We start from the raw sequence: 25,892 nt of genomic DNA on the forward strand, positions 1-25,892 counted from the left end.
AATGCAACAAACAATTAAAATATTAGTAATTCTAACAGTAAGTTTAATGCTAACAGCGTGCAATGGCAAAAACAAAAGTGAGGCACAGAATTTAGATCAATCTGTAAGTAAAATAGAGGTTATGGACTTCCACTCTACACATCGTTGTATGACGTGCAATGCCATTGAAGCCAACACAAAATTTACGTTAGACACTTATTTTTCAGATGAAATGAAAGCTGATAAAATTACGTTTCAAGTCATTAATGTTGATGAAAAAGAAAACGAACAAATCGCAGAAAAGTTTGAAGCTTCAGGTACAGCGTTAATCTTAAACGTGATTAAAAATGGAAAAGAAACCAAAATAGATTTAACCGAATTTGCATTTATGAACGGAAATGATCAAGATGTATTTTCTAAAGAACTAAAATCTAAAATTGACACCCAATTAAAAACGCTCTAGATGGAATATCTAAAATCACTTTTAGAGATTTACAATATTCCTATTTTATCAGCCTTTATACTCGGACTAATGACAGCCATTAGTCCGTGTCCTTTGGCAACTAATATTACAGCAACCGCATTTATCTCTAAAAATATTTCGAGTAAAAGAAAGGTTTTATTGAGTGGATTATTATATGCTGCAGGAAGAGGTTTTAGTTATACTACCATTGGATTAATCTTATATTTTGGAGCAAGCAAGTTTCATATTGCACGTTTTTTTAATCAGAATGGCGAAAAATATTTAGGGCCATTATTAATTATAATTGGTTTAATAATGTTAAATATTATCAGACTCAATTTTTTAGGAACCTCTAATTTTCAAGAACGCCTTTCCGAAAAATTTAAAGACAAAGGTTTATTAGGTTCATTTTTAATTGGTGTTGTTTTTGCGTTAGCGTTTTGCCCATATAGTGGAGCTTTATTTTTCGGAATGCTTATTCCGATGAGTATAGCGTCTGCAGACGGCCTTTATTTACCCATAATATTTGCCTTTGGGACAGGATTACCTGTTATTCTATTTACTTATTTATTAGCCTTTACGGCAGGAAAAATTGGTGTATTTTATAACAGAATTACCAAAATTGAAAAAGTAATGCGAAGCATTGCAGGTGTTGTTTTTATCATTACAGGATTATATTATCTTGCTATTTTTACAGGATTATTAAAATAAACACTTCATAATAGATTTATACGTTCAACTTCTACACAAGACGACGCTAAATCAAGAGATAAAGATTATCTTGCAAGCCTTGGGTTTTACATTTAACGTGGATATTAAAAAGTAATAATTAAACCCAAAACGTCAATTTGAGTGTTTAGTAATTCGAAGTGAAATGAAGACTAAATAAATGTATCTAGAATAATCAAAAGGTTCTCGATACGGTTTTTCTAAAAGGAAAAATCACTCGAACTGACACAAGAATAACAAATCAAATTCAATACCTTATAACACAAATGGAAATATTAGAATGGATACAAAATTGGCTTAAAGACAATGCCGATGGTGAATGGGAAAAAGGTGATGCCATTCAAATTACCACTATCGACAGTCCGTTAGGTTGGGATGTTGAAATTGATATTTCAAAAACATCTATTGCTAATCTCGATATCAAATGGATTCTCAATGAAAACGGGAAACAAGATTGGTATGGTGTAAAAATTCAAAACCAACGGTTTAGAGCTGCTGGTGATGCTAGCAAGTTGACCTATTTACTTAATTTGTTTAGAGAAATGATTGATAAAATTGAGAATGAGTAATCGTTTTTGAGCTTACTCAAATCGTTCTGTAATGTTGATTGGATACTTTTCTTTTATTCGAGATCTTTCTTTATTAAGTTCTTCATCTCTACTAAATTGATTTCTATGATACTGGGAATCTATCTCGTCATAATTTTCAGTCACTCGATATTCCCAAACAGCTGTTTTATGTACTGAAAACACATTAATATAATCTTGATACGTTGTAGAATCATCATAAACATACTCAATAATAGTAGACTTATTAATGTAATTTTTCAATGCTCTTGGAAGCATCTTCAACGGTACTTCATGATTTTCAATTTCTATCTTATTTGAAACATGTAATCTTAATGTATCTTGAAACTTATAGTCCTTATAAAAACCCAAAATTGGAATTCTCGGAGGTCCCTCTGAAATCAAAGCTATTTCGTCTTGTAACGAAGGTGAAATTCTATGTTTTAATTGACGGTTATAAAATCCTGATGTCGTTTCATCTTTATTAGCGACTTCATAAATTATATTAATATGACTAAACTCCAATAGTTTTAATTCGAACTGTTTTATATATTTAATCGGTATATTTTTATTCGCCCTCAATTTTGGTGACATCTTTGACTGCAGTTCTTCTGGAACATATTCCTCCCATTTATTGATATAACTATATAGCTCATATAATTGGATTTGTTCATTTTCAGAGTTAAAAAGTCCGATCTCTGATTTAGAAAGAAAATTCATTTTAAAAACAAGGTCTTCATAATAATATTTAGGATGATCGTCAATTTGATACAAACTCGAAGGCACATCTACTGTTGGGTTTAAAGCTAACATGTTCTCATCATAAGATTTATAATCTGTAATATTAATTTTACTAAGAACTAAAATTAAAATAACTAATGTGAATAAGTGAACCAGTTGAATTTTCCAACGCTGCTTTTTTATAACTAGAATAAGGCTTTTCCATGAATCTAAATACAGCACTATAACTACTAATATTGTAGGGAGCATAAAATTAGGTATGAATTCTGACCCCATAAACTGCGAAGTAAAAATCCCAAATAAAAACCACACTTTTGTAAACCAATAAATAAAATTAGGGCCTAAAAATGCTTGATCATTTAAAATCCTTGTACGTTTATTGTTTCTTCTCGAAAATACGTGTTGTGGACGAGAAAACAAATAACTAATAGCAACAGAATTTCCCAAAATAACTGAAATTGATGCAAAGAAAAGATTGTACAAATACCTATCAGATTCTGAAATTATTGTAGGTCTACCCTCAAAATCTAGAAATAGCATCCGATCTGTTTCTCTTAAAACATAATAAAAGCTATAGAGAACTATCGCAGAAATTAGCCCAAGTAAAATAGACAAAACAATTCTCTTCTTAGAAATTGATTTGAAGTTGACTTGAGAATCATAAAAGATACGATTGAACTTCATGGTTAATAGGGTCTAACTAATAAGTATAGAAAACAGTCTATTTGTTACTAACTTGAGACTAAAAATACAATTATTGAATATTTATTGTCCTAAAACCCAAGAAAACGAAATATTCTATTAAAAAAACCATCATTGTCGTCTTCAGTAGTTTCAGCGACTATGTCTTCTTTAAATTCGATAATAAATACACCAAAATTGTTTGAGGTCTTATTCACATCACCTCCGTTTAAAGTCATAGGAAATGTAATTTTATAAGTATCATCTAAACGTCCCGTTTTTAAAATGGTCTTATAATTCTCTACATCTCTAATGGTGTAACTGGTTCCTTCTGCTATTTTGTATTCAGAAAAACCTACTGTAACATCAGCTTCATTTTTATTGAACAACACGACTCTAAATGAATTTGATTTATAGGCATTTTCTGTAATGTCTAAAACGTTATCTAGATCAAATTCTTTAATATTTTTCCATTGGCTGTTAGTATCTAAGTTAAACTTAGATTTCCAAGTATTAAAATCATAACTACCATTAGTCGTTGTTCTAAACGGTTTACTATTTTTAGTATAATATAAGTTGTTATTAAAATTCCAAAGATCTGGTTTGAAATCAAAAATATGAACATAACCAGAGTAAACTTTATTATTGGTTAAGGTTAATGAATTGGCATATAAAATCCGAAAGGCATTATTTCTTCCTATAATAATATTATTATCTACAACAACATTTTCTATAGGTGCATTTTTATGAAACCCAAGTGTTAATGAGGCAGCGTCGCCGTTCACTTCATTTTTCTTAAAATTAGTATTATGATATAGTATATTATTTTTTACCGTAATATTTTTAGGGATATTAATACCTTCTCTATCATCTGAAGCGACAATAATATTATCTACAATACGGTCTTTAGAAGGCAAACCACTGTTAAATATCACGTTATTATCTAGCGTTATATTTTTAACCCATTCGGTTGTGGCGTGTTTAGATGCAGACCAAACCTCTATGCCTTTGTAGTAGTTATTAAAAATAATATTATCCTTTATAAGTCGTGTTTCAGTATCGCTATTGTTCTGTACATAAAACCCTTCGCCTACTGCTTTACCATTGCCCCTAATTGCTCCATTATTAAACACCATACAGTTGGCAATTACAGTGCCACCTGTATGTTTCCAAGTGCCAACACCAAGTCCTGGATTATTATAAATCATTAAGTTAATGAACTTGCAATTGGTACCACTTAGATGATTAATACCAACAACAAACTGCTTTAAACTACCATCTTTGCTAATCTGTCTTGAATAGTCACCTAACCATGTAATTTCAAAATTTTGAAATATTACACGTGTACTGCGTACCTTAAGCGTTTGTTCTTCTATAGATTCCACATTGCCGTTAAGCACTACTTTATCATTTTTATAAGCGCTTACTGTAATATATTGATTCGCAATTGTAGAATTTAGTGTACTTGAAAACCTCCCATTATAAATTCCTTCATGTAGCCAAATGGTATCGTTGCCATTAACAACCTTAGATTTTTGACTTAATGCCGTTTGTAAATCCCAAGGGTTTTGTAAACTTCCGTTTCCTGTTTCAGATCCAGGTGTTTCTGAATGATTTTTAGGAAATACATGAAATTCCTGCTGTGCATAAGAATGTACAACTGATAAAATGAATAGAATGGATAGGTATAGTGTCTTCATAATAACAAATTTACAATTACTGTACCATAAGTTATCTTGTAAATTCCATTATTGATTTTTATTTTCTTCTTGTTGAAAAACTAAATAAACGTTAAATGTTTTTTTATTACTAAACGATTGTTTAGTTTTGTCCCGTAGTTAGAAATAATGGCAAGAAAAAAACAATATAATGAAGACGAAGTCGTAGAAAAAGCCATGAACCTTTTTTGGAAAAATGGTTATGAAACGACGTCAATGCAAATGCTCGAAAAAGAAATGGGTATTAATAAGTTTTCTATATATTCTAGTTTTGGCAATAAACATGGTTTGTTTCTTGAAAGTTTAAGTCAATACAAATCTAAAATAAGTGCTACGCTATTAAAATTTAAAAACGGAACAAATGGAATTGAAGACATTAAACAGTTTTTTTATGATTCTATAAGTTCTAACTTTAAATTAGGTAATCAAAAAGGTTGTTTTGTTACCAATACCTATAATGAGTTTTCTAAAAATGAAGACCTACTTATAAAAGAACAAATGGATGCTTTTATGAATAATTTAAAAACCATTATAGTAGAAAAATTACAAATCGATCCATCAAAAGATGAAGATACCGTTTTAAAACAAGCGAATTATTTACTCTTAGCAAAACATGGCTTAGCTGCTGCATCTAGAGTTAATACGCAACAAGAAATTGAAGATTACATTGAAATGACGTTCAAAAATCTATAACCCTTTTTTTTACACAATAACTAAACGAACGTTTAGATAAAATTAACATAAATAATAAAAAAGAAAAATTATGACAACATTAAAAATTCACACTATTGAAAGCGCACCAGAAGCTGGTAAAGCATTATTAGAGAATTCTCAAAAAGCTTACGGAATGATTCCTGGTTTACATGGCGTTTTAGCTGGTGCACCAAAAATATTAGAAGCTTACCAGGCGTTACACCAAATGTTTGTAGACTCTTCTTTCAATGAAGAAGAACTAACGGTTGTATGGCAAACGATTAACGTAGAACACGAATGTCATTATTGTGTTCCTGCACATACAGGTATTGCAAAAATGATGAAAGTTGATGATGCTATCACAGAAGCTTTACGTAACGAAACACCTCTTGAAAGTTCAAAATTAGAAGCTTTACGTACTATGACTTTAACAATTGTTAGAAATCGTGGTCATGTAACTCAAGATGATTTAGATGCTTTTTATGCTGCTGGTTATGGTGAAGCACAAGTACTAGAGATTATCTTAGGCTTATCTCAAAAAACAATAAGTAACTATGTAAATCATATTGCAAATACACCTGTAGATGCTGGATTTAAACCATTTGCATGGTCTAAAGAGAATGTGGTTAAATAATCCCTATAAACCACAGCTTGATTGATTGTTATAAACCTTCCGTGTATTCGGAAGGTTTATTAATCTTTTTAAAATAAATTTATGATAAAAGTTTCTGTAATGTATCCAAATCGTAAAGACGTACAGTTTGATACAACGTATTACCAAAACAAACATTTACCAATGGTCATAAAGCTAGTTGGCAGCGCTTTAAAACGTATAGAATTAGATTTAGGCATCGCAAGTAAAGTTCCTAACGCGTCCGCTCCCTATATAGCCATTGCTCATTTAGTATTTGATGATATCACATCTTTTCAAGAGGCTTTTGGTCCACACGCAGCAACCTTTGCCGCTGATGTAAAAAATTACAGTAATGTACAAGCCGAACTTCAAATTAGTGAATTAATCCAATTTTAATATGAAAGAGAAATTAAAAATAGATATCGTTTCAGATGTTGTATGTCCTTGGTGTACTATTGGTTATAAACGTCTAGAAAAAGCGATTTCAGAATTAGGACTAGAAAACCAAGTAGACATAGAATGGCAACCCTTTGAATTAAATCCGAATATGCCAGCCGAAGGTCAGAATGTGATAGAGTACATTTCGGAAAAATACGGATCTACTTTAGATCAGCAAAGAGCGTCGCAACAGCATATGGCAGATGCAGGTGATGAATTAGGTTTTAAATTCGATTATTTTGATGAGATGCGTATGGTAAATACCTTTGATGCGCATATTTTATTAGAATATGCTAAAGACTTCGGGAAACAAACCGAACTAAAAATGGCATTCACTAAAGCATTTTTTAGTGATAGAAAAGATGTATCTAAAAAAGACGTCTTAAAAGAGACACTTTTAAGTGTTGGTCTAAATGCAGATGATGCCTTAGCAAAATTAGATAGCGACGACGCACGATTAGAAGTAAGAGAAAAACAAGATTATTGGAAAAATTTGGGTGTAAACTCTGTACCAACTATTGTTTTTAACCGAAAAAGTGCCGTTACAGGAGCACAACCTGTAGATACATTTAAACAAGTACTTTCGGAATTGCTTTCGGAATAAATTACTAAAATATTGAGTTTACATTTAGTTACAACCACTTCTTTTTAAAAAAGGATAAAATTAAAAAAGTTAGACTTTTATTGACAACACTGTTTAGGAATATATATTAAATACGAACTTCAAATAAATCACTTAGAGCCATGAGAACAACAAGCAAAGGTAATTTAAAAGTATTATTAGATGCCAAAAGCCAAGAAGGCACAGCAAAATTTACTGAAGAGAAAAAGCAAATATATGCAGACGGAATTACTAGTGTTGCAAATTCTGGAGTTCTAGATGCCGCTTTAAAAATTGGTGACAAAGCACCTAACTTCACGTTAAAGAATGCATTAAATGAACCTGTTTCTTTATATAACAAATTAGAAAACGGACCAGTAGTTTTAACTTGGTACAGAGGCGGTTGGTGTCCCTATTGTAATATTACATTACATGCGTTACAAGAAATGTTACCAGACTTTAAAAATGCAGATGCTACACTTTTAGCTTTAACACCAGAGTTACCAGATAATTCATTAAATACTTCTGAAAAAAACAACTTGGAATTTAGTGTTTTAAGTGATGTTGGTAACGTTATTGGAAAAGACTATGGAGTTGTTTACGCTCTAACAGCTGATGTTGCTTCAATTTATAACGCTGGATTTGGTTTGAATGAAAAAAATGGTGATACTAGTAATGAATTACCTTTAGCAGCCACTTATGTTATTGACAAAAATGGAATCATTCAATATGCCTTTTTAGATGCTGATTACAGAAAAAGAGGTGAGCCAACAGACATATTAAATGTGTTATCAGAACTAAAAACTAAACATAATGAATAATACAAAGAAGAACTTTTATTAAGAGTCTTGGTTTAATGGGCACAACAGGACTATTGATGCCAAACTTAGTTTTAGGAAACACACAAAAAACAAGAACGATTATGACAACTCAAACAAGACCTAAAGTATTATTTTTTGATGTTAACGAAACGCTTTTAGATCTCACCCAAATGAAAAAACAAGTTGGTGAAGCGCTAAACGGACGAGAAGATTTATTATCGCTTTGGTTCACTACCATGTTACAATATTCATTAGTAACAACAGCAAGTGGACAATACGAACATTTTGGAAATATAGGAGCAGCAGCATTACAAATGGTAGCTGCAAATAATAACATTACAATTTCTGAAGATGAGGCTAGAAACGTTATTGTAAACTCTTTAAGAGGTTTACCTGCGCATCCAGACGTAAAACCAGCCTTAACGCAATTAAAGGCTGACGGATATAAATTGGTGTCATTTACCAATTCATCTAACGCTGGTGTAAAAAAGCAATTTGAAAGTGCCGGATTAACCTCATTTTTTGATGAACGTTTAAGTATAGAAGACGTTGGCAAATTCAAACCCTTTACTGATGCTTATGCTTGGGCTGCACGTAAAATGGATGTAAAACCAGAGGAATGTATGCTTATTGCTGCACATGGTTGGGATGTTGCCGGAGCCGTTTGGGCTGGTTGGAGAGCTGCTTTTGTAGGCAGACCTGGTCAACAATTATTTCCTTTAGCACCAAAAACTGAAATTGTAGAAGCCGATTTACAAAAAGTAGCAGATGTTTTAGTGACTTATAAATAAAGCGAATTCCAATACACAAATTATATATTAAATAACAAAGGAGCTCTTTTTAAGAGCTCCTTTGTTTATTGTTATTATTTACTACCTATAAATTGAATTTAAAAAACAATACTCAGTTTTTTTTAAGTCCTAATCTCCTACTTTTCTATAAGTTCTTTTACGACATCAAAATCCAAACCACCATAATTACCAGAACTCATTAATAATAACGATTTATCATCAAAATTTTGTTCGAATAAAAAGTCTTTAAATTCTTCAGGATTTGTGTAGATAATTAAATCATCACGCTCAAAAGCATTCGCAATTTGAGTTTCTGTAACTTCTTCTAGTTTCTTAATCTCAACAGCATGTGGAGAATAAAATACCACAGCAACATCGGCTGCATCTAAAGCGCCTTTGTATTCTTTTAGGAATTCGGCATTAAGGCTGCTATAGGTATGTAATTCTAAACAGGCGACTAAAGTACGGTCGCTATATTGCTCTTTTACAGCTTTGGTCGTCGCCTCTACTTTACTTGGTGAGTGTGCAAAATCTTTATAAGCTACGCTTGTCTTAGATTCGGCAATTTTCTCTAAACGTTTACTTGCTCCTTTGAACGTAGAAATGGCTTCGTAGAAATCATCTTCATCGATTCCCATATGTTGGCAAATCCATTTGGCACCAGCTAAGTTATTTAAGTTGTGTGCACCAAACACTTCAATTGGCATTGGTCCTTCTGGAGTTTCTAATAAAGTTTCACCATCTTCAACCGTATATTCTGGAGTTTTGTAGGCTATTTTCCGAATCTGATTTTCCGAAGCTTCAACCACACGTTTTACTTCAGGATCTTCTTCATTATAATTAATACTTCCACCTCTAACAATAGAATCCACAAAAATGCTGAACTGCTCTACGTAGTTCTCATACGTTGGAAAGACATTAATATGATCCCAAGCAATTCCACTTAACAAGGCAATATTAGGTTTATATAAATGGAATTTTGGTCGTAAGTCAATTGGTGAACTTAAATATTCATCACCTTCTAAAACGATAAAATCATTGTCTTCTGTGAGTTTTACCATCACATCAAAACCATCCAATTGTGCACCAACCATATAATCCACATCACGATCGTGATAATGCATCACATGTAAAATCATTGAAGTAATTGTCGTCTTCCCATGACTTCCACCAATAACAACGCGTGTTTTATTTTTGGCTTGTTCGTATAAAAATTCAGGATAACTGTAAATTTTTAAGCCAAGTTCTTGCGCTTTTAGCAATTCCGGATTATCAGCTTTAGCATGCATACCTAAAACGATAGCACCTAGATCTGAAGTGATTTTTTCAGGGTACCAACCAAAAGCATCAGGCAATAAACCTTTAGCGTCTAATCGCGATTTGGAAGGTTCAAAAATAGTATCGTCGCTTCCTGTGACGTTGTAACCTTTATTGTGAAGTGCTAAGGCTAAATTGTGCATTGCAGCACCACCAATTGCTATAAAATGTACGTTCATAAAACAAATATAATAGAACTTAAACTTGTAACCGAAAATGAATTTAAAAAACTATTACACAGAGAAGGTACAAAGATATACTGAGAAAAACATATAAATGAACAACTTGGTTATTCACTGACCAAATTGCCTACTGAAGACTGTGGACTGAGAATTAAATTGTCTCCTTAAACTCCTGAAAAACTTCCAATTCAGGCAATCCAGAAATCGCCTTATCAATCCAAACTAACGCTTCTGTAGAATTATTTCTATGTTTATAAATCTGCGATAAACGATAATAAGCCCATTCTTTTGGCACTCCATCTTTAGCGGAATGATTTGACAAATATGCTTTTAAACATTTTTCGCCTTTATCTAATTGAATATTATAATCTGCACTAACTTTTCCTATTTGATAATGCATGGCATTACGTTGGTGCTTTTGTTTTGCTTCTTCTAAATTACTAATCGCTTTTTCAGGTTGTTCTTGGCCTTCGTAGAATTCTGTTAACTTTTCATAACAGGTTACAGAGCCACCTACTTTTATGGCGAGTCTGTAATATTTTTCGGCGAGTTCTGGTTCGTCGTCATATTCATAAACATAGCCTTTTGCTAAATAACCATCGACTTTAGATAATTCCTCCAATTGTTCCGCATAACTTAATGCCTTAGAAAAACTACCTCCAATAACACCTGGTAAGGATACATATAATTCTACTAAAGCCCAACGCGCTTCAATATGTTTGGGATCTAACTGCGCCGCTTTATGGAACGCATCTTTAACATCTCCAATAATTCCGAGTGCTCTAATTTTACTAATACTCAAGGCTTTCATACCTAAAGCACCACCATATTTATAATGATAATTGGCATTATTTGGGCGTTTTTGCTTTAAAATTTGATATTGCGCAATAGCATCGTCCCACTTTTTCTGATGTCCATAAGCATCACCTAACAGTTCAATTGCTTTTAGATCATTTGGATTGTCTTCTAAGAATACTGACATTTCAGCTTCTGCTTTTACAAATTCCTTTTTTGCAATAAATGTCTCAGCATTCTCAAAAGAAGTTTGAGAAAAGCACATTGAAGAAATAAAAAACACCAACAAATATTTATACATAGAATAATGGTCTCGTTTTGCGAAAATACAATTTAATAACGCTCAGTTTCCTCAACAAATTGTTAACTTCACTCATCTAAATGAACCTTTTACTCATTTCTCCTGTTTTTGGAATACATTTTGAATGTATTTTGCTATAAATATAAATCACATGAAACACTATATATCGCTATTTATGTTAATCTGCTTTGCTTCTTTTTCTAACGCTCAAAATGATTTTGAAAATCAATGGAAAGAAGTGACTAAACTTGAAAATGAAGGATTAACAAAAAGTGCTTCTGACTTGGTTGAAACTATTTATAAAGATGCAGTAAAAGCAGAAAACACTAATCAACGTGTAAAAGCTTTACTATTTATAAGTAAGTATATGTTAACGCTCGAAGAAGATGCACAACTTAACATTGTTAATCGTTTTAAATCTGAAATTGATGCTACAAAAGACATCGTAACCAAGCGTCTTTTAGAGAATATGCTAGCCACCATGTATTGGCAATATTTTCAACAAAGTCGTTATCAATTTTACAACAGAACAAAAACCTCTGAAAAAGTAAGCGATGATTTTAGAACCTGGGATTTAGAAACTATTTTTAATGAAATCCATACCTATTACCAACGCTCTCTAGAAAATGGTATTTTGCTACAACAAGAACCGTTGAGCAACTATAGTTTATTATTAAATGAAGCCGAAAACTCCAAAGACTTTCGCCCAACGTTATATGATTTATTAAGTCATAATGCCTTAAGCTTTTACAAAACTGACGAAAGTAGCATTACACAACCTTCGTATAAATTTATAATTGATAATGAAGATTTTATTGCAAGCAGCAACATCTTTATCAATGCAGATTTAAACTCTAAAGACACGTTATCGCTACAACGTAATGCTTTAAAAATATATCAGAATTTAATAAAATTCCATCGTCATAAAAAAGAAACCAAAGCATTTGTAGATGTAGATATAGAACGCTTGAATTTTGTAAAACAACATGCTACATTCAAAAATGCAGAAGATGTACTTATTGAAACTTTAAAGTCAGAATCAGCAGCATTAAAGACTTCTGAGTTATCGGCTTTATATGATTATGAAATTGCTTTAGCATATCAACGTCAAGGCAATACTTATTACTTTAATCTTGAAGACAGCGCATCCAAGTATAAAAACCGTTGGAAATTAAAAGAAGCTATAGCCATTTGTAATGCTGTAACTGAAAAATTCCCAGAAAGCATTGGCGCACAAAAATGTGCGGTTTTAATTGAGCAGATTAAACAACCGAATTTACATTTACAAGCCGAAGAATTTATAGGAATCAATTTGCCTTCAAGAACCTTAGTGACGTATAAGAATTTAGAAAAGTTAGATTTTAAAATTTATAAAGTCTCTAACAGTCAATTAAAACGTTACAATAACATTTACAGAACTGAAGAAAAAGAAGCTTTTTTCAAAAAACTGAATCCTATTGAAACATTTTCGAGTGCATTAAAAACGGAAGATGATTATCAAAATCACAGTACTGAAATTATATTACCAAATTTAGCCAATGGCTTATATTTAATTAAAGCCAACACAGCCACTAAAGACAATGTTTTTGCAACTACGCATATCCAAGTTACAGATTTGGTATTGGTTGAAAGCTACGAAAACAGTCATCATTTTTACCAGATTATAGACAGACATAATGGCGAACCAAAAGTAGATGCTGCCATAGAGTTATCCTATTCAAATAACAGAAACAACAATAGAAAAACGAAATCATTTACAACAGACCGTTTTGGGAAATTCGAGATTAAAAAAGATAATAATTACTATAGAGATGTACAAATTAAAGTAAAAACTAAAAATGACACTGGTTATTTTGGTAAATTCTACATCAATAGGACCTACGACAACAGCCCAAATAATGATACACATTATAGAAACTTCTTGTTTACTGACCGCAGTATTTACAGACCAGGACAATCAGTTTACTTTAAAGGTATTGCAACTAAATCTAAAAATGGAAAAACAGAAGTTTCAGCAGATGAGGCTGCAAAATTGAGGTTGAAAAATGTGAATGGCGAAGTGGTTAGTGAACTCTTATTGCAGACCAATGAATTTGGTTCCGTACATGGTGAATTTATATTACCTAACGATGGCTTAACTGGTAATTTCACTATTGAAATGTTTTCTCATAATTCTACATATGCTTATATCTCAGTTGAAGAATACAAGCGACCTAAGTTTAAAACCGAATTTCAACCTGTTACTGAAACTTATAAAGTAAACGATAGTATTACCGTAAACGGAACAGCTATAGCTTTTTCTGGTAGCAACATTACAGATGCCAAAGTGGTTTATCGTGTAAAAAGAAATGTGCGTTTTCCTAATTGGTACTATTGGAGGCGCTCGTATTTTAATGCGGAAGCCCAAGAAATCACCTTTGGTGAAACAAAAACAAATGCTAAAGGCGAATTTGAAGTCAGCTTTAAAGCTTTACCAGATGACAGTGTTTCTAAAGACAACCTTCCTGTTTTTAATTACGAAATTACAGCAGACGTTACTGATATAAATGGAGAAACACGCTCTAGCTCTACCATTGTAAATATTGGTTACCATGCTATGACGCTCAATATTTCAGCACCTCAGAAAATTAATAAGGGTAAAAACGAGATAGAATTCTCTATAAATTCGCAAAATCTAAATGGACAATTTACACCTGCAATAGGGGAATTAAAAATCTATAAACTCAATGCACCAAACCGTGTTTTAAGAACAAGACCTTGGCAAGCACCAGATTATCAAACACTCTCTGAAACAGAATTTAAAACCCTATTTCCGCATGAAGCTTATGACAACGAAGGTTTATTAACCAATTGGAAAAAAGGAGACGAAGTTTTTAGCACAACATTTGACACTGAAAAGAACAAAACCATAACGCTTAAAAAACTTAAGAAATGGAATTCTGGTCAATACATTATTGTTGCAGAGAGTAAAGATAAATTTGGGCAACCTATAAAAGACCAAATCTTCACATCGCTTTTTAGCGATAAAGATAAGACAGTAGCGGACAACCAAATCTATGAAGTACAGTTAGATAAAACAACCTACGATGTGAATTCTATTGCAAAACTAACCTTAGGTTCTGCCGCTAAAAACATCACAGTTACTGTAGAAGTTGAAAAGGACAACACAATTATAATGACACAGTTAGTCCAACTCAATAATTCTAAAAAAACAATTAGTATTCCTGTAACAGAAAGTGATTTAGGCGGATTTACAGTACATACATCTTTTGCCGCTTTTAACGAATTTAAATCTCAAAGTTTTAACATTAACGTACCTTATCCGAGTACTGATTTAGACATTGAAACCACCACTTTTAGAGATAAATTACAACCAGGACAAGATGAAACTTGGAGTTTTAAAATTAAAGGACCTAAAGGAGATAAAGTGTCTGCCGAATTATTAGCAAGCATGTATGATGCCTCTTTAGATGAATTTAAAGGACACCATTGGAGTTTTAATCCTATTAGCAATCCCAATTATTCTGGAAGAATTTATAAAAACTCAAGACAGAGTTTTGGACACACAAGCTTTAGAATTCATAATCAATTCAAAACTACAGCATCTTACCCTTACCAAGGTTACGACCAATTAAACTGGTTTGGTTTTTATATTGGAAATAACAGCCGTTACATGTTTAAACGGAAAACACTTAGTGCAGTAGAAGATGATGTTCCTACAATGTCATTAAACGAAGTACTTTCAGGACAAGCGGCTGGAGTAAATGTATCAACTGCACCTGGTCAACCAGACCAAGATACGACTATAATAATTAGAGGCAGAAATTCCGTAAATGGTGAAACTAGCCCTTTATACATTATAAATGGTGTTCCGGTTGATGAAATAACGTTTCGTAAATTGAATGAAAGTGATATTTCAGAAATAAAAGTTTTAAAAAGCGAAGAAGCTATTGCCCTATATGGAGACAGAGGTGCTGGTGGAGTAATACTAATTAAAACATCGCGTGCTTTTCTGAACACTGAACAAATAAAAGTCCGAAAAAACCTAAACGAAACAGCCTTCTTCTTTCCACAATTACAAACCGATAAAGAAGGTAACGTCAGTTTCAACTTTACAGCACCAGAGGCTTTAACTAAATGGAAATTGCAATTATTGGCGCACACTAAAACTTTAGAAAGTGGCACTACACAATTAACTACGGTTACACAAAAAGAGTTAATGGTAATACCTAATACACCTCGTTTTTTAAGAGAAGGTGATAAAATTAGAATCAGCACTAAAATTGCTAATCTTACAGAAAACGCTTTAGATGGTGTTGCTCAATTATTGCTTACAGACCCAATTACAGGTAAATCGATTGATGGTGAATTATCTAATGCTTATAATGATTTAGGTTTTAAAGTAGATGCCAAAGGCAATACACAAGTAACTTGGAATTTAGAAATCCCAAAAGGCATACAAGCTGTACAATATAAAATTATTGCTAAAGCTGGTGATTTTAGTGATGGCGAACAAAATGCCTTGCCTGTTTTATCTAACAGAATGCTAGTTACGGAAACGATGCCAATGTGGATTCGTTCTAATGAGACCAAAACATTCACTTTAGATAAACTGAAGAATACTACGTCAACAACACTTACCAATCATAAGTTGACATTAGAAATGACTTCAAATCCGGCTTGGTATGCTGTACAAGCGTTGCCGTATTTAATGGAATATCCTTATGAGTGTAATGAGCAAACATTTTCGCGTTATTATGCAAATGCATTAGCACAACATATTGTAAAATCGAATCCTAAAATTGAAGCAGTATTCAATCAATGGAAATCGACTGATGCATTACTCTCAAATTTAGAAAAGAACCAAGAATTGAAATCATTATTGATTCAAGAAACACCTTGGTTACGTGATGCACAATCTGAAACCGAACAGAAAAAACGTATTGGGTTATTATTCGACCTAAATAAAATGAATAACGAATTACAATCTGCCATAAGAAACCTAAAGAACAACCAACACAGTTCTGGAGCTTGGCCTTGGTTTAATGGTGGACGCGATAATCGCTACATCACGCAACATATTATTGCTGGATTTGGGCATCTTAAGAAACTAAATGTCATTCAGAGCAATAGCGAGGAATCTATGATTCAAAATGCAGTACGTTATTTAGATATAGAGTTTATTCAAGAATATAAAGACATCAGAAAATATAATAAAGATGCCGATTTGAGTAAAGACCATTTATCGCAAATGCAACTGCATTATTTATACACACGTAGTTTTTATCCTGAAGTAAAGCCTAGTTCTGAAGTGCAGAAAATTATGGATTATTATCAGACTCAGATTCAAAACTATTGGTTAAAACGTTCATTATATGCCAAAGGATTAATGGCTTTAACCATGAACCGAATGGACGATTCTAAAACAGCTGGTAAGATTATAAAATCTTTAAAAGAAAATAGTATTACTTCAGATGAATTAGGCATGTACTGGAAAGCAAATACAAATTCTTGGCATTGGTACCAAGCACCAATTGAAACACAAGCGCTCATGATTGAAGCATTTTCTGAAGTTGGAAATGAAATACAGAGTGAAGCGAAAAATCTCACAGACATTGATAACCTAAAAATTTGGTTACTAAAGAACAAACAAACCAATCAATGGAAAACCACTAAAGCAACGACTGAAGCAGTATATGCTTTACTACTTCAAGGAAGCGATTGGCTTAGCGTTACGGAACAAGTGGACGTTAAAGTTGGTAATGAAACTATTTCGCCTGAAACATTAGACAACGTAAAAGTGGAGGCTGGTACTGGTTATTATAAAACCTCTTGGACAGGTTCTGAAATTAAATCAGAACAGGCTGATGTAACTATTACTAAAAAAGGAGAAGGTATTGCTTGGGGAGCTTTATACTGGCAATATTTTGAAAATTTAGATAAAATCACCTCAGCAGAGACACCATTAAAATTGAGCAAGAAATTATTCTTAAAAACCAATACAGAAAAAGGCGAAGAGATTACTGAGATTACGAAAGACTCAAAATTAAAAGTTGGTGACTTAGTAAGAGTGAGAATAGAATTAAGAACAGACCGAACTATGGAGTTTGTGCACTTAAAAGATATGCGAGCTGCAGGTTTTGAACCTATTAACGTTTTATCGCAATACAAATGGCAAGATGGTTTAGGTTATTATGAAAGCACTAAAGACGCTGCCACTAATTTCTTTATGGACTATTTACCAAAAGGCATTTATGTATTTGAATACGATTTACGTGTAAATAATGCTGGTGATATGAGTAATGGCATTAGTACCATTCAATCAATGTATGCGCCAGAATTTAGCAGTCATAGTGAAGGTGTACGAATTTTAGTGGACTAAAAACTTAATTGATCTTTAAAAATATAAGATTGTCTTCTGGAGATTTCAACTTCTTCTCCAGAATTCATTTCTATTTTAAGTTTCCCATTAAACCAAGACACCACTTTATTTACATGATTTATATTAATAATCTGCTGTCTATTAGCTCTAAAAAACACATCTGAAGGTAGTTTTTCTTCAATCTGAGCCAATGATTTATAGATTAAAGGTTTATTGGAATCAAAAAAGACGCGAGTATAATTACCAACAATTTCAAAAAGTGAAATATCTTTAATTTTAACTAACCAGCAATTTTCACCGTCTTTAATAAAGATCTGTTTTTCTAATGTTAGTCCGCCTCCTCCTTCTTCTACTCTTTCGGTTGTCTCAGACGTAGAAGTACTTTTTTCAATGACTTTAGTGATAGAACTCGAAAAACGTTTTTGGCTAATAGGCTTCAATAAATAATCGAAGGCATTGTACTCAAAAGATTTAATGGCATAATCATCAAAAGCGGTTGTAAAAATAGTTATTGGTACGTTATCTAGCATTTCTAGAAGCTCAAAACCATCTTTTTCTGGCATATTAATATCCAAAAAAAGTAAATCAGGATTTGTTTTATTAATCAACTCAAAACCTTCATCTACATTTTCTGCTTCACCAATAAGCTCTATTTCATTATGTGCTTTTAATAGCTCTTTTAACTCATTACGAGCCAAACGTGAATCTTCTACAATAACAGCATTTAATGTTTTCATACAACTGGCATTTTAATAGTGGCAACCACATTATTTTCTAATTCTTTTAAAGTAAAAGTCGCATTTTGGCCATAAAGCAATTCTAAACGCTTCTTTATATTTTTTAAACCTACTTGTGTAGAATTCTCGCTTTTTTGAAGTGTTCCAGAATTAGTCACTTCTATATGTAATTGACCATCTTTTATAAAAGTTGACAAGGTGACCTGACCACCTTTCTTTATATTCGAAATACCATGTTTTAGTGAATTCTCGACCAACATTTGAATAATCATTGGTGGAATTTGTTTGTTTAAAGCGTCTTCATCAATATGAGTTTCAAATTGTAAACGATCTTCAAACTGAATTTTAGAAATTTCAACATAATTTTCTACCATTTCTAATTCATCTTCTAATGAAATAGAATTCAACTCACTTTTAGTCAGTGAATACCTTAAGGTCTCAGATAAATTAGTCAACATATTTCTAGCCACATCAGCATCCTCTAACATTAATCCACGAATATTATTTAGGCTATTAAACATAAAATGTGGATTTATTTGCCCTTTCAAGGTATTGAGTTGGGACTCTTTTAAATTGGCTTCTAATTGTAATTGTTTTACTTTAATAGTATTAATATAATACACTAATTTAAGTGTTAATACCACAAACAACCAAACCACAAAGTAGGCAAAAAAATGAGGCACATTGGTTAACTTTTGTACTAAGGTTAAGTCTACACTCTCATTCAAAAAATAATTAGCCGGAATATTTAACATTGGCCATAGTAAACAGTGATAAATAACTTGGGTTACCACTATAACAGCTATAAGTTTATAAATATCGCTTTTAGAATAATCACCTATATTAAAATAATTTTCGATAAAATATAGAATAATAAAAGACAAAACAAAACCCAATAATCCGCACAAGACACCTTCTGACAAAAGGTAATACATTCTATTAGGTGAATCTCCACCACCATAGGTAATCTTATCTATGGTTAACATAAAAAGCGCAAATAAAATCCACCCAAAAAAGTTTATTATCCAGTATTTATAATTTGTTAAAAGTTTCATTTACGCTTTTTAGTGTATGTACCTATTATTTGCAAGATATGAGATAAAACGTGTTTATTGCAACTGTAGTTCATATTCCATTGTGCTTTCTAATGATGCAATTTCTTTTTCTGTTTTTTTGTATGATACATATCCAAAAACACCTACGAAAGATATATACGCCGATATACTTAAAATACCTGAAACATTAGAGTCAAAATGAATAGATGCTGAAGGTATTAGTGTTAACACCCAAAACGCGATAAAATACATTTCATATTTTTTTCGATTAATCATATAGGTTTTGAATTTAGAGATACTTGAAACTAAAGAGGTTTGTGTATATGATTTTTGCTTAATATCTTTTAGGGATAAAAATTTATCTATAAAAAATACTATGGCTAAAATGCCCATAAGTAATAGCATCACATAAAGGTTATTTTCTCTGTATCGAATGGCAAGTCCAATTGATACTCCAATTAATATAAACGACGAAAGCTTGGCCATTTTTGCTCCTATTAATAATTTTTCAAATGTTTTCAATTGCTTTTGAAAAGTGTCTTGCTTGGTTTGGTTTGAATTTTTCATAATTTGATTTGATTTGATTTGATTGATTGATTGATTGATTGATTGATTAACTAAATACAACTTCAATAATAAATTCGATAACTACTTTCACTAAATTGATCATAATACTGTTGTTTTTTGATTGATGAATACTATTCGATTTCTAATTGATAGTGTAAATATAAAACAGCTTTAGGCTTATAAAATCGAAAATATGACGAGTGGTTATTTGATTATGGTAAACGGAAAACTGAATAACAAACTTTAATTGATAGACCAATAATGGCTTGCTTAAAATTCTTTTAAACAAGCAGAAAACACGGTTAAGAATACATGTAACTATTCTCTTTAATATAACGTTGTAAAGATTTAAACGATAAGCCGTTTGCGCACAACCACTTTAATACCTAACTTTAACCCTTTAAAAAACTACGGTTTAGCAGATGAGGATTTCAAACATTATAAAGCATACAAGCTTCTTATTTCTGATAATGCTATTACTATCTTGTGTTACTAAACAAGCTGTTTTGGCTGAAGAAACTCCGGAAAAGATAGAACAGAAACTACTCTTCTTAAATTATGAAATTAATAAAGTAAATGACGTAAGAAGCATTTCACTTATTAATCAAATAAAAACAGATGGTAAATTGAAAATTAAGAATTCGGCTCACAGTTATACAAACATTGGAGATTTAGAATATCTCATTTTAGACCAAGATCTTAGTCCGTTAGAGACACATAGCATACAAAATCCGTTAAGAAAAACAGTCGAATTTATAAACGACTCAGGAGAGTTTGAGAAAAAAACATTAGATTTAGACCAAGCTCAATTTTCATTAAAATTACAACTTCAGCCTCGTGCCAAATATGTAGTTATTAACGAAATAACCACAAAAGGAATTATAAAACTGAGTACAACAACCATTGAATAAATATGAAAAAACTTCTACTCTTAATACTTCTTTCTTATAATTTTCAATTTGTTTATTCTCAAATTTTTGATGTACAATCTATAAAAAATTCTGGTGCTGATGACAAGCGCATTAACCTTGTGATTTTAAGTGACGGTTATCAAACTAGTGAATTACCTCAATTTGAAATCGATGCTACCAATTTTATGAATGATATGTTTTCTCAAGAACCTTTTGCCAGCTATGAGAATTATTTTAATGTCTATATTATAAAAGTACCATCTAATGAAAGTGGAGCAACACATCCAGGAACAGCACCAGACGAACCTACTACAGTAGTTCCAACAATAGCTGTAGATAATTATTTTGGAACTGCTTACGACAGTTATAATATTCACAGATTACTATTTACGTCTAATACGGCATTAATTAGTACTGTATTGGCTAACAATTTCCCACAATTCGATCAAGCACTTATTATCGTAAATTCAACTTACTATGGAGGAAGTGGTGGTCTTTATCCTGTAGCATCCCTAGGCACAAGCGCTAGTGAAATAGCTATCCACGAATTAGGTCATTCCTTTGTAGATTTAAAGGACGAATATTACCCTGGAGATTCCTACGCTGGTGAAGCTATAAACATGACTCAAGAAACAGATCCTGCACTTGTAAAATGGAAAAATTGGATAGGAACAGGTAATGTTGGGATTTATCCTTATGCAACTTCTGGCACTGCAGCAACTTGGAACAGACCTCATCAAACTTGTAAAATGCGTTATCTTGGATATGATTTTTGTGCGGTTTGTAAGGAAGGTATTATAGAGAAGATTCATAGTTTAGTTTCTCCTATTGATTCTTTTAGTCCAATTGAAACAACGCTTAGTGCCGTTTCATTTCCACTTAATTTTGAAATAAATACTATTGAAACACTTCCTACAAATACGATAGAAAATACGTGGACGCTTAACACAACAGATTTTGAAACGAATAGCAATACAGTTGACATTGAAGAAAGTGATTTATCTGCTGGGACAAATACCTTAACTGTTGTGGTGCATGATGCCACGCCTTTTCTTAATATAGATAACCATGAAACCATTCATGTTTCTACCATAACTTGGACTATAGATAATACTTTAGGCATACAAGATATTGCGGCTAACGATTTTAGTTTAACCCTATTTCCAAATCCTGCAAATACGACACTTAATATAAAACTTGATAACCTATTGAATAAAGATGTTACTGTTGAAATTGTTAGTCTAGATGGAAAGAGAATAAAATCAGCGCCACTTTTTAATAATGAAACCACTACTATAGATATTAGCACCATTAGTAATGGTTTATACATCACTAATTTCTACACAGATGGAGTTTTAATCTCAAGTAAAAAACTGATTAAAAATTAAGACTAATTATTTAATTTCTGGAGGATAGCTAGATAGGACTTTTTCTATTAATACTTTAAACTTTTCTTCGCGCTTTTCCGGGCTAGCGTTTGGGCTATATGTGCTTTCACTAACAGCTTGCCAAAACATACCTGTTTTAGTATCATCGACGAATTCAATACTTATTTCTCTGGTATTTTTGTTTCCGCCTAACGGTAAACCTACAGAAATACCACCACCAATATTTCCACCTGTACCTCCTACTCCAACACCAACATTGCTGTTACTTCTATTTTGAATGTCTTGACTTTGTATATCGATAAAGAAATCGGGATTTTCTGATCGTGTTAATCCCATGAGGTTCAGTTGAGCATCGAGAGCTTTTATTAAACGCTTGGTATCCAATTCTGATAAACCTGTTTTCATATCATCAAAATAATCATAGCTTTTGTAATTGCTAAAATCAGTTGATTTTTCATAATCGTAGTTGACTATGGTTCCGCAAGAGGTTATGATAAATGCTATAAATAGAAATTTTAAATTTTTCATCTTTTTACTTTAAAATTACTAAAAACAGATCACTCCTTTACAACAAGTTTTGTTAAACTCCCGAAGATGGTTGTAATTTCAAGAAAATAAATTCCAGCTTTCAAAACAGACATATCATACCTCATAGTCTTAGTTTCAATAATTTTCTGTCCATTACTCGAATAAATTTTTAAACACTCAAAATTTTCATTATTTAATCCATAAATAAAAAGAACATCTGAAACTGGATTAGGATAAATATTGATTAGATTATTTTTAACCTTAACTAAAGATAAATTTTCGCATGCCATAATAACTTCAGAAATTGAATTACAACCTGATGCATTATTTAAAATAATACCAGAATTATCATTTAAGATTGAACAGACCAAGTTATTCTCACAAACTGTTAGTTGCGTATTATTAGTAATTTCCAGTGTCAAAGCTGGATTCCATTGCGCTGTATTCAATCGTGAAATATCAGACAAAATTGCGTTTTCTGAGAGGTATAAATAAGGGTTTTGAACTCCACCACTTATATTTAAGTTTTCGTTTAAACCATCTAAATCAGTTAATACATCATTATTTTCTAAATAAATGGTAACAAATTCACTGATACTACTTGCACCATCTAAAGAAGTTAGTGCAGACATATCTCTTATTAAAAATACCACAGGAACATTAACTATATAATTATTTAGAAACAATATATCCTGAAGCATTGGATTATTATCTATAACAATAAAAGAATCCTCACCGTTGAGGCTTGTTATTGTTAGTGCATCTAATCCTTGCATATTTTCAAGAGAAGTATCTGTAATTGAAAGACCTCCTACAGAATTAATTTCAGATAATCCTGAAACATCTACAACATCATTACCTAATACAATAAGAAAGCCATCTATAGATTCACAATTTGGATATAAGCTCACAAAACTATCTACTTCTGCTTGACTAGTGAAAACAACATTGCCTTCAGGACACTGTCCAAAACCAATAATAGCAAAAAACAAAGAGAATACGAGTAATATTTTTTTCATACAAAGCTGATTAAAAAGATTCATTTTAAGAGCTTCAAATTACAAAAAAAGATGGTTACAAACCCTACAATTACTTACCTTCTTCCTCAGGTTCAATAGCTTTCGTCAAAGAAGACGAAATAATACCTGTAGGAATAGCCACAACCCCTAAACCTATTAATAACATAAAAAATGTAAAAATGCGACCTCCAACAGTTATTGGATAAACATCTCCATAACCAACTGTTGTTAACGTCACTATAGACCACCAAAGACTAGAAAATATAGAAGAAAAATGCTCTGGTTGTGCTTCGTTTTCAAAATAATAAATGCCAACAGCTGTAAAATAGATAAGCATTAAGGTAATAATCATAAATAAGATGATCTGTTCTTTTGCTAGTATCATTGCATTTGCAAAATGGCGCATCGCCTTATTATAGCGTACTAATTTGAACAGTCTAAATAAGCGGAACATTCTAAGTAAACGTAAGGAACGTAAATCAATACCAAAAGAAAGATAAAATGGTAGAATAGCCAGAAAATCTACTATTCCGAAAAAACTAAAAATAAATTTAGGTTTACTATCTGCAACATAAATACGTGCTAGATACTCAAAGGTAAAAATGATAACACAAAATGCTTCAATTACATTTAAGATTAATCGTGTTTGAGGCTTTAAATCTGGTAATGTTTCTATCGAAAAAGTGATGACCGAAAAAACAATTAAAAACTGAATGAAATAAGCAAAGCGTTTGCTCTCTTTATTATCATTCAGTTCTACTAGATTTTTAAGATATGCTTTCATTCTAAAATTTAGACATTAAGCATCTTCCAAAGCGTATCTTTTAACTGAGTAAGTCCTTGTTGTGCTACAGAAGAGATAAACATATAATCAGCTTCTAAATCTTTATCTAGAATTGTAGATATTTCACCTTTTAATTCGTCATCTAACATATCCGATTTTGATACCACAACGAAACGGTCTTTATCTAACATTTCAGGATTGTAACGTCTTAATTCATCAACTAAAATTTCATATTGCTTAACAATATCTGCAGCATCTGCAGGAATTAAAAACAATAGAATAGAATTACGTTCAATATGTCTTAAGAAATAATATCCTAGACCTTTACCTTCTGCTGCACCTTCAATAATACCAGGAATATCTGCCATTACAAAAGATTTAAAATCGCGATATTCTACAATCCCTAAGTTGGGCTTTAATGTTGTAAACTCATAATCTGCAATTTTAGGTTTTGCAGAAGTTAAAACAGAAAGTAACGTTGATTTACCTGCATTAGGAAAACCTACTAGGCCAACATCTGCCAATACTTTTAATTCTAAAGTAATATCACTTTCTTCAAGTGGAATACCAGGTTGTGCATAACGCGGAGTTTGATTTACTGAATTTTTAAAATGCCAGTTTCCTCGGCCTCCCATACCACCTTGAGCAACGATCCTTTCTTCACCTTCTTCCGTGATTTCGAATAAAATAGTATCCGATTCAGAATCTCTTACTACAGTACCCAATGGCACATCTATGTAAGTATCTTCTCCGTCTGCACCTGTACATCTCCCAGAACTACCATGAGAACCATGACCTGCTTTAAAGTGTCTTTTAAACTTTAAGTGAATAAGTGTCCAAAGGTTAGAGTTACCGCGAATAATTACGTGACCTCCACGACCTCCATCTCCTCCATCTGGTCCACCTTTCATTATATATTTTTCGCGATGCAAATGCGCAGATCCTTTACCTCCATTACCAGAAGATACGTGCATTTTTACGTAATCAACAAAATTTCCTTCAGTCATACTTACCTTCCCATAAACATGGGAATCTTATTAGTTAAAATATTATGCTTTGTTTAAGTTCTTA

At 32.0% G+C, this 25,892-nt stretch carries 23 protein-coding genes; 12 read left to right on the plus strand and 11 right to left on the minus strand.

From position 1 onward, the window contains the following. Position 1 precedes the first annotated feature (1 nt). The 3 genes from HM981_RS16700 to HM981_RS16710 all read left to right on the plus strand — a co-directional run bounded on the left by HM981_RS16700 (position 2) and on the right by HM981_RS16710 (position 1,740). Positions 2 to 442, plus strand: a complete 441-nt coding sequence (locus HM981_RS16700; protein WP_179339941.1) for a nitrophenyl compound nitroreductase subunit ArsF family protein — start codon at positions 2 to 4, stop codon at positions 440 to 442. Further along, positions 443 to 1,153, plus strand: coding sequence for an aromatic aminobenezylarsenical efflux permease ArsG family transporter (locus HM981_RS16705; protein ID WP_179339942.1), 711 nt, complete (start codon positions 443 to 445; stop codon positions 1,151 to 1,153). Positions 1,154 to 1,437: 284 nt separating this feature from the next. Further along, on the plus strand, positions 1,438 to 1,740 hold the full coding sequence (locus tag HM981_RS16710) for an immunity 53 family protein (protein ID WP_179339943.1): 303 nt from the start codon (positions 1,438 to 1,440) through the stop codon (positions 1,738 to 1,740). A gap of 12 nt (positions 1,741 to 1,752) precedes the next feature. Here the strand turns inward: HM981_RS16710 and HM981_RS16715 are convergent, their stop codons facing one another. Together HM981_RS16715 and HM981_RS16720 are read right to left on the minus strand one after the other, a co-directional pair. Continuing rightward, a complete protein-coding gene (locus tag HM981_RS16715; protein WP_179339944.1) occupies positions 1,753 to 3,162 on the minus strand; it encodes a hypothetical protein in 1,410 nt (469 codons plus the stop codon). Positions 3,163 to 3,251: 89 nt separating this feature from the next. Then, complete coding sequence (locus HM981_RS16720) at positions 3,252 to 4,859, minus strand: right-handed parallel beta-helix repeat-containing protein (RefSeq protein WP_179339945.1); 1,608 nt, start codon at positions 4,857 to 4,859, stop codon at positions 3,252 to 3,254. Between the two features lie 147 nt (positions 4,860 to 5,006). Here HM981_RS16720 and HM981_RS16725 point away from each other — a divergent pair, with 147 nt between their 5' ends. From HM981_RS16725 to HM981_RS16750, 6 genes are all read left to right on the plus strand, one after another. Continuing rightward, a complete protein-coding gene (locus HM981_RS16725) occupies positions 5,007 to 5,570 on the plus strand; it encodes a TetR/AcrR family transcriptional regulator (protein WP_179339946.1) in 564 nt (187 codons plus the stop codon). A gap of 70 nt (positions 5,571 to 5,640) precedes the next feature. Next, entirely contained in the window at positions 5,641 to 6,204 is a 564-nt protein-coding gene (locus HM981_RS16730) for a carboxymuconolactone decarboxylase family protein (protein WP_179339947.1), read from the plus strand. 81 nt (positions 6,205 to 6,285) lie between these two features. After that, positions 6,286 to 6,600 carry an EthD family reductase gene (locus tag HM981_RS16735; RefSeq protein WP_179339948.1) on the plus strand — a complete coding sequence of 105 codons (315 nt, stop codon included), beginning with the start codon at positions 6,286 to 6,288 and terminating at the stop codon, positions 6,598 to 6,600. Between the two features lies 1 nt (position 6,601). Beyond that, positions 6,602 to 7,246 (plus strand): DsbA family oxidoreductase, encoded by a 645-nt coding sequence (locus tag HM981_RS16740; RefSeq protein ID WP_179339949.1) that lies wholly within the window; start codon positions 6,602 to 6,604, stop codon positions 7,244 to 7,246. 140 nt (positions 7,247 to 7,386) lie between these two features. Continuing rightward, positions 7,387 to 8,064 carry a peroxiredoxin-like family protein gene (locus tag HM981_RS16745; protein ID WP_179339950.1) on the plus strand — a complete coding sequence of 226 codons (678 nt, stop codon included), beginning with the start codon at positions 7,387 to 7,389 and terminating at the stop codon, positions 8,062 to 8,064. 35 nt (positions 8,065 to 8,099) lie between these two features. Next, the gene (locus HM981_RS16750) at positions 8,100 to 8,855 is read left to right on the plus strand and encodes a haloacid dehalogenase type II (protein ID WP_179339951.1); all 756 of its coding nucleotides are present in this window, start codon (positions 8,100 to 8,102) and stop codon (positions 8,853 to 8,855) included. 137 nt (positions 8,856 to 8,992) lie between these two features. Here HM981_RS16750 and HM981_RS16755 read toward each other — a convergent pair whose 3' ends face one another. After that, positions 8,993 to 10,351: a UDP-N-acetylmuramate--L-alanine ligase gene (locus tag HM981_RS16755; RefSeq protein ID WP_179339952.1), complete on the minus strand. Its 1,359-nt coding sequence runs from the start codon at positions 10,349 to 10,351 to the stop codon at positions 8,993 to 8,995. 154 nt (positions 10,352 to 10,505) lie between these two features. Beyond that, a complete protein-coding gene (locus HM981_RS16760) occupies positions 10,506 to 11,450 on the minus strand; it encodes a tetratricopeptide repeat protein (protein WP_179339953.1) in 945 nt (314 codons plus the stop codon). A 151-nt stretch (positions 11,451 to 11,601) separates the two neighbouring features. On the opposite strand from HM981_RS16760, the gene HM981_RS16765 reads away from it, so the two are divergent. Next, positions 11,602 to 17,832: an alpha-2-macroglobulin family protein gene (locus HM981_RS16765; protein ID WP_179339954.1), complete on the plus strand. Its 6,231-nt coding sequence runs from the start codon at positions 11,602 to 11,604 to the stop codon at positions 17,830 to 17,832. Here the strand turns inward: HM981_RS16765 and HM981_RS16770 are convergent. Genes HM981_RS16770 through HM981_RS16780 form a run of 3 tightly spaced genes read right to left on the minus strand, consistent with a single transcriptional unit; the run spans position 17,829 to position 20,191 of the window. Then, positions 17,829 to 18,569 (minus strand): LytR/AlgR family response regulator transcription factor, encoded by a 741-nt coding sequence (locus tag HM981_RS16770; RefSeq protein WP_179339955.1) that lies wholly within the window; start codon positions 18,567 to 18,569, stop codon positions 17,829 to 17,831. The genes HM981_RS16765 and HM981_RS16770 overlap by 4 nt on opposite strands. After that, the gene (locus HM981_RS16775) at positions 18,566 to 19,624 is read right to left on the minus strand and encodes a sensor histidine kinase (protein WP_179339956.1); all 1,059 of its coding nucleotides are present in this window, start codon (positions 19,622 to 19,624) and stop codon (positions 18,566 to 18,568) included. Before HM981_RS16775 ends, HM981_RS16770 begins: the two co-directional genes overlap by 4 nt. A 54-nt stretch (positions 19,625 to 19,678) precedes the next feature. After that, a complete protein-coding gene (locus HM981_RS16780; RefSeq protein WP_179339957.1) occupies positions 19,679 to 20,191 on the minus strand; it encodes a hypothetical protein in 513 nt (170 codons plus the stop codon). Positions 20,192 to 20,613: 422 nt separating this feature from the next. Between HM981_RS16780 and HM981_RS16785 the strand changes: the two genes are divergently transcribed. Both HM981_RS16785 and HM981_RS16790 read left to right on the plus strand, forming a co-directional pair. Then, positions 20,614 to 21,102 (plus strand): hypothetical protein, encoded by a 489-nt coding sequence (locus tag HM981_RS16785; protein WP_179339958.1) that lies wholly within the window; start codon positions 20,614 to 20,616, stop codon positions 21,100 to 21,102. Positions 21,103 to 21,104: 2 nt separating this feature from the next. Then, entirely contained in the window at positions 21,105 to 22,490 is a 1,386-nt protein-coding gene (locus HM981_RS16790) for a T9SS type A sorting domain-containing protein (protein ID WP_179339959.1), read from the plus strand. Positions 22,491 to 22,496: 6 nt separating this feature from the next. Here HM981_RS16790 and HM981_RS16795 read toward each other — a convergent pair whose 3' ends face one another. The 4 genes from HM981_RS16795 to obgE form a co-directional block, all read right to left on the minus strand. Further along, positions 22,497 to 23,018, minus strand: coding sequence for a DUF4136 domain-containing protein (locus tag HM981_RS16795; RefSeq protein ID WP_179339960.1), 522 nt, complete (start codon positions 23,016 to 23,018; stop codon positions 22,497 to 22,499). A 29-nt stretch (positions 23,019 to 23,047) separates the two neighbouring features. After that, a complete protein-coding gene (locus tag HM981_RS16800; protein ID WP_179339961.1) occupies positions 23,048 to 24,037 on the minus strand; it encodes a T9SS type A sorting domain-containing protein in 990 nt (329 codons plus the stop codon). A gap of 70 nt (positions 24,038 to 24,107) precedes the next feature. Further along, positions 24,108 to 24,821 carry an ion transporter gene (locus HM981_RS16805; RefSeq protein WP_179339962.1) on the minus strand — a complete coding sequence of 238 codons (714 nt, stop codon included), beginning with the start codon at positions 24,819 to 24,821 and terminating at the stop codon, positions 24,108 to 24,110. A gap of 8 nt (positions 24,822 to 24,829) precedes the next feature. Beyond that, positions 24,830 to 25,828, minus strand: coding sequence for a GTPase ObgE (gene obgE, locus HM981_RS16810; RefSeq protein ID WP_179339963.1), 999 nt, complete (start codon positions 25,826 to 25,828; stop codon positions 24,830 to 24,832). Positions 25,829 to 25,892 lie beyond the last annotated feature (64 nt).

This window comes from Winogradskyella ludwigii (assembly GCF_013403985.1).
Lineage (GTDB): Bacteria > Bacteroidota > Bacteroidia > Flavobacteriales > Flavobacteriaceae > Winogradskyella > Winogradskyella ludwigii.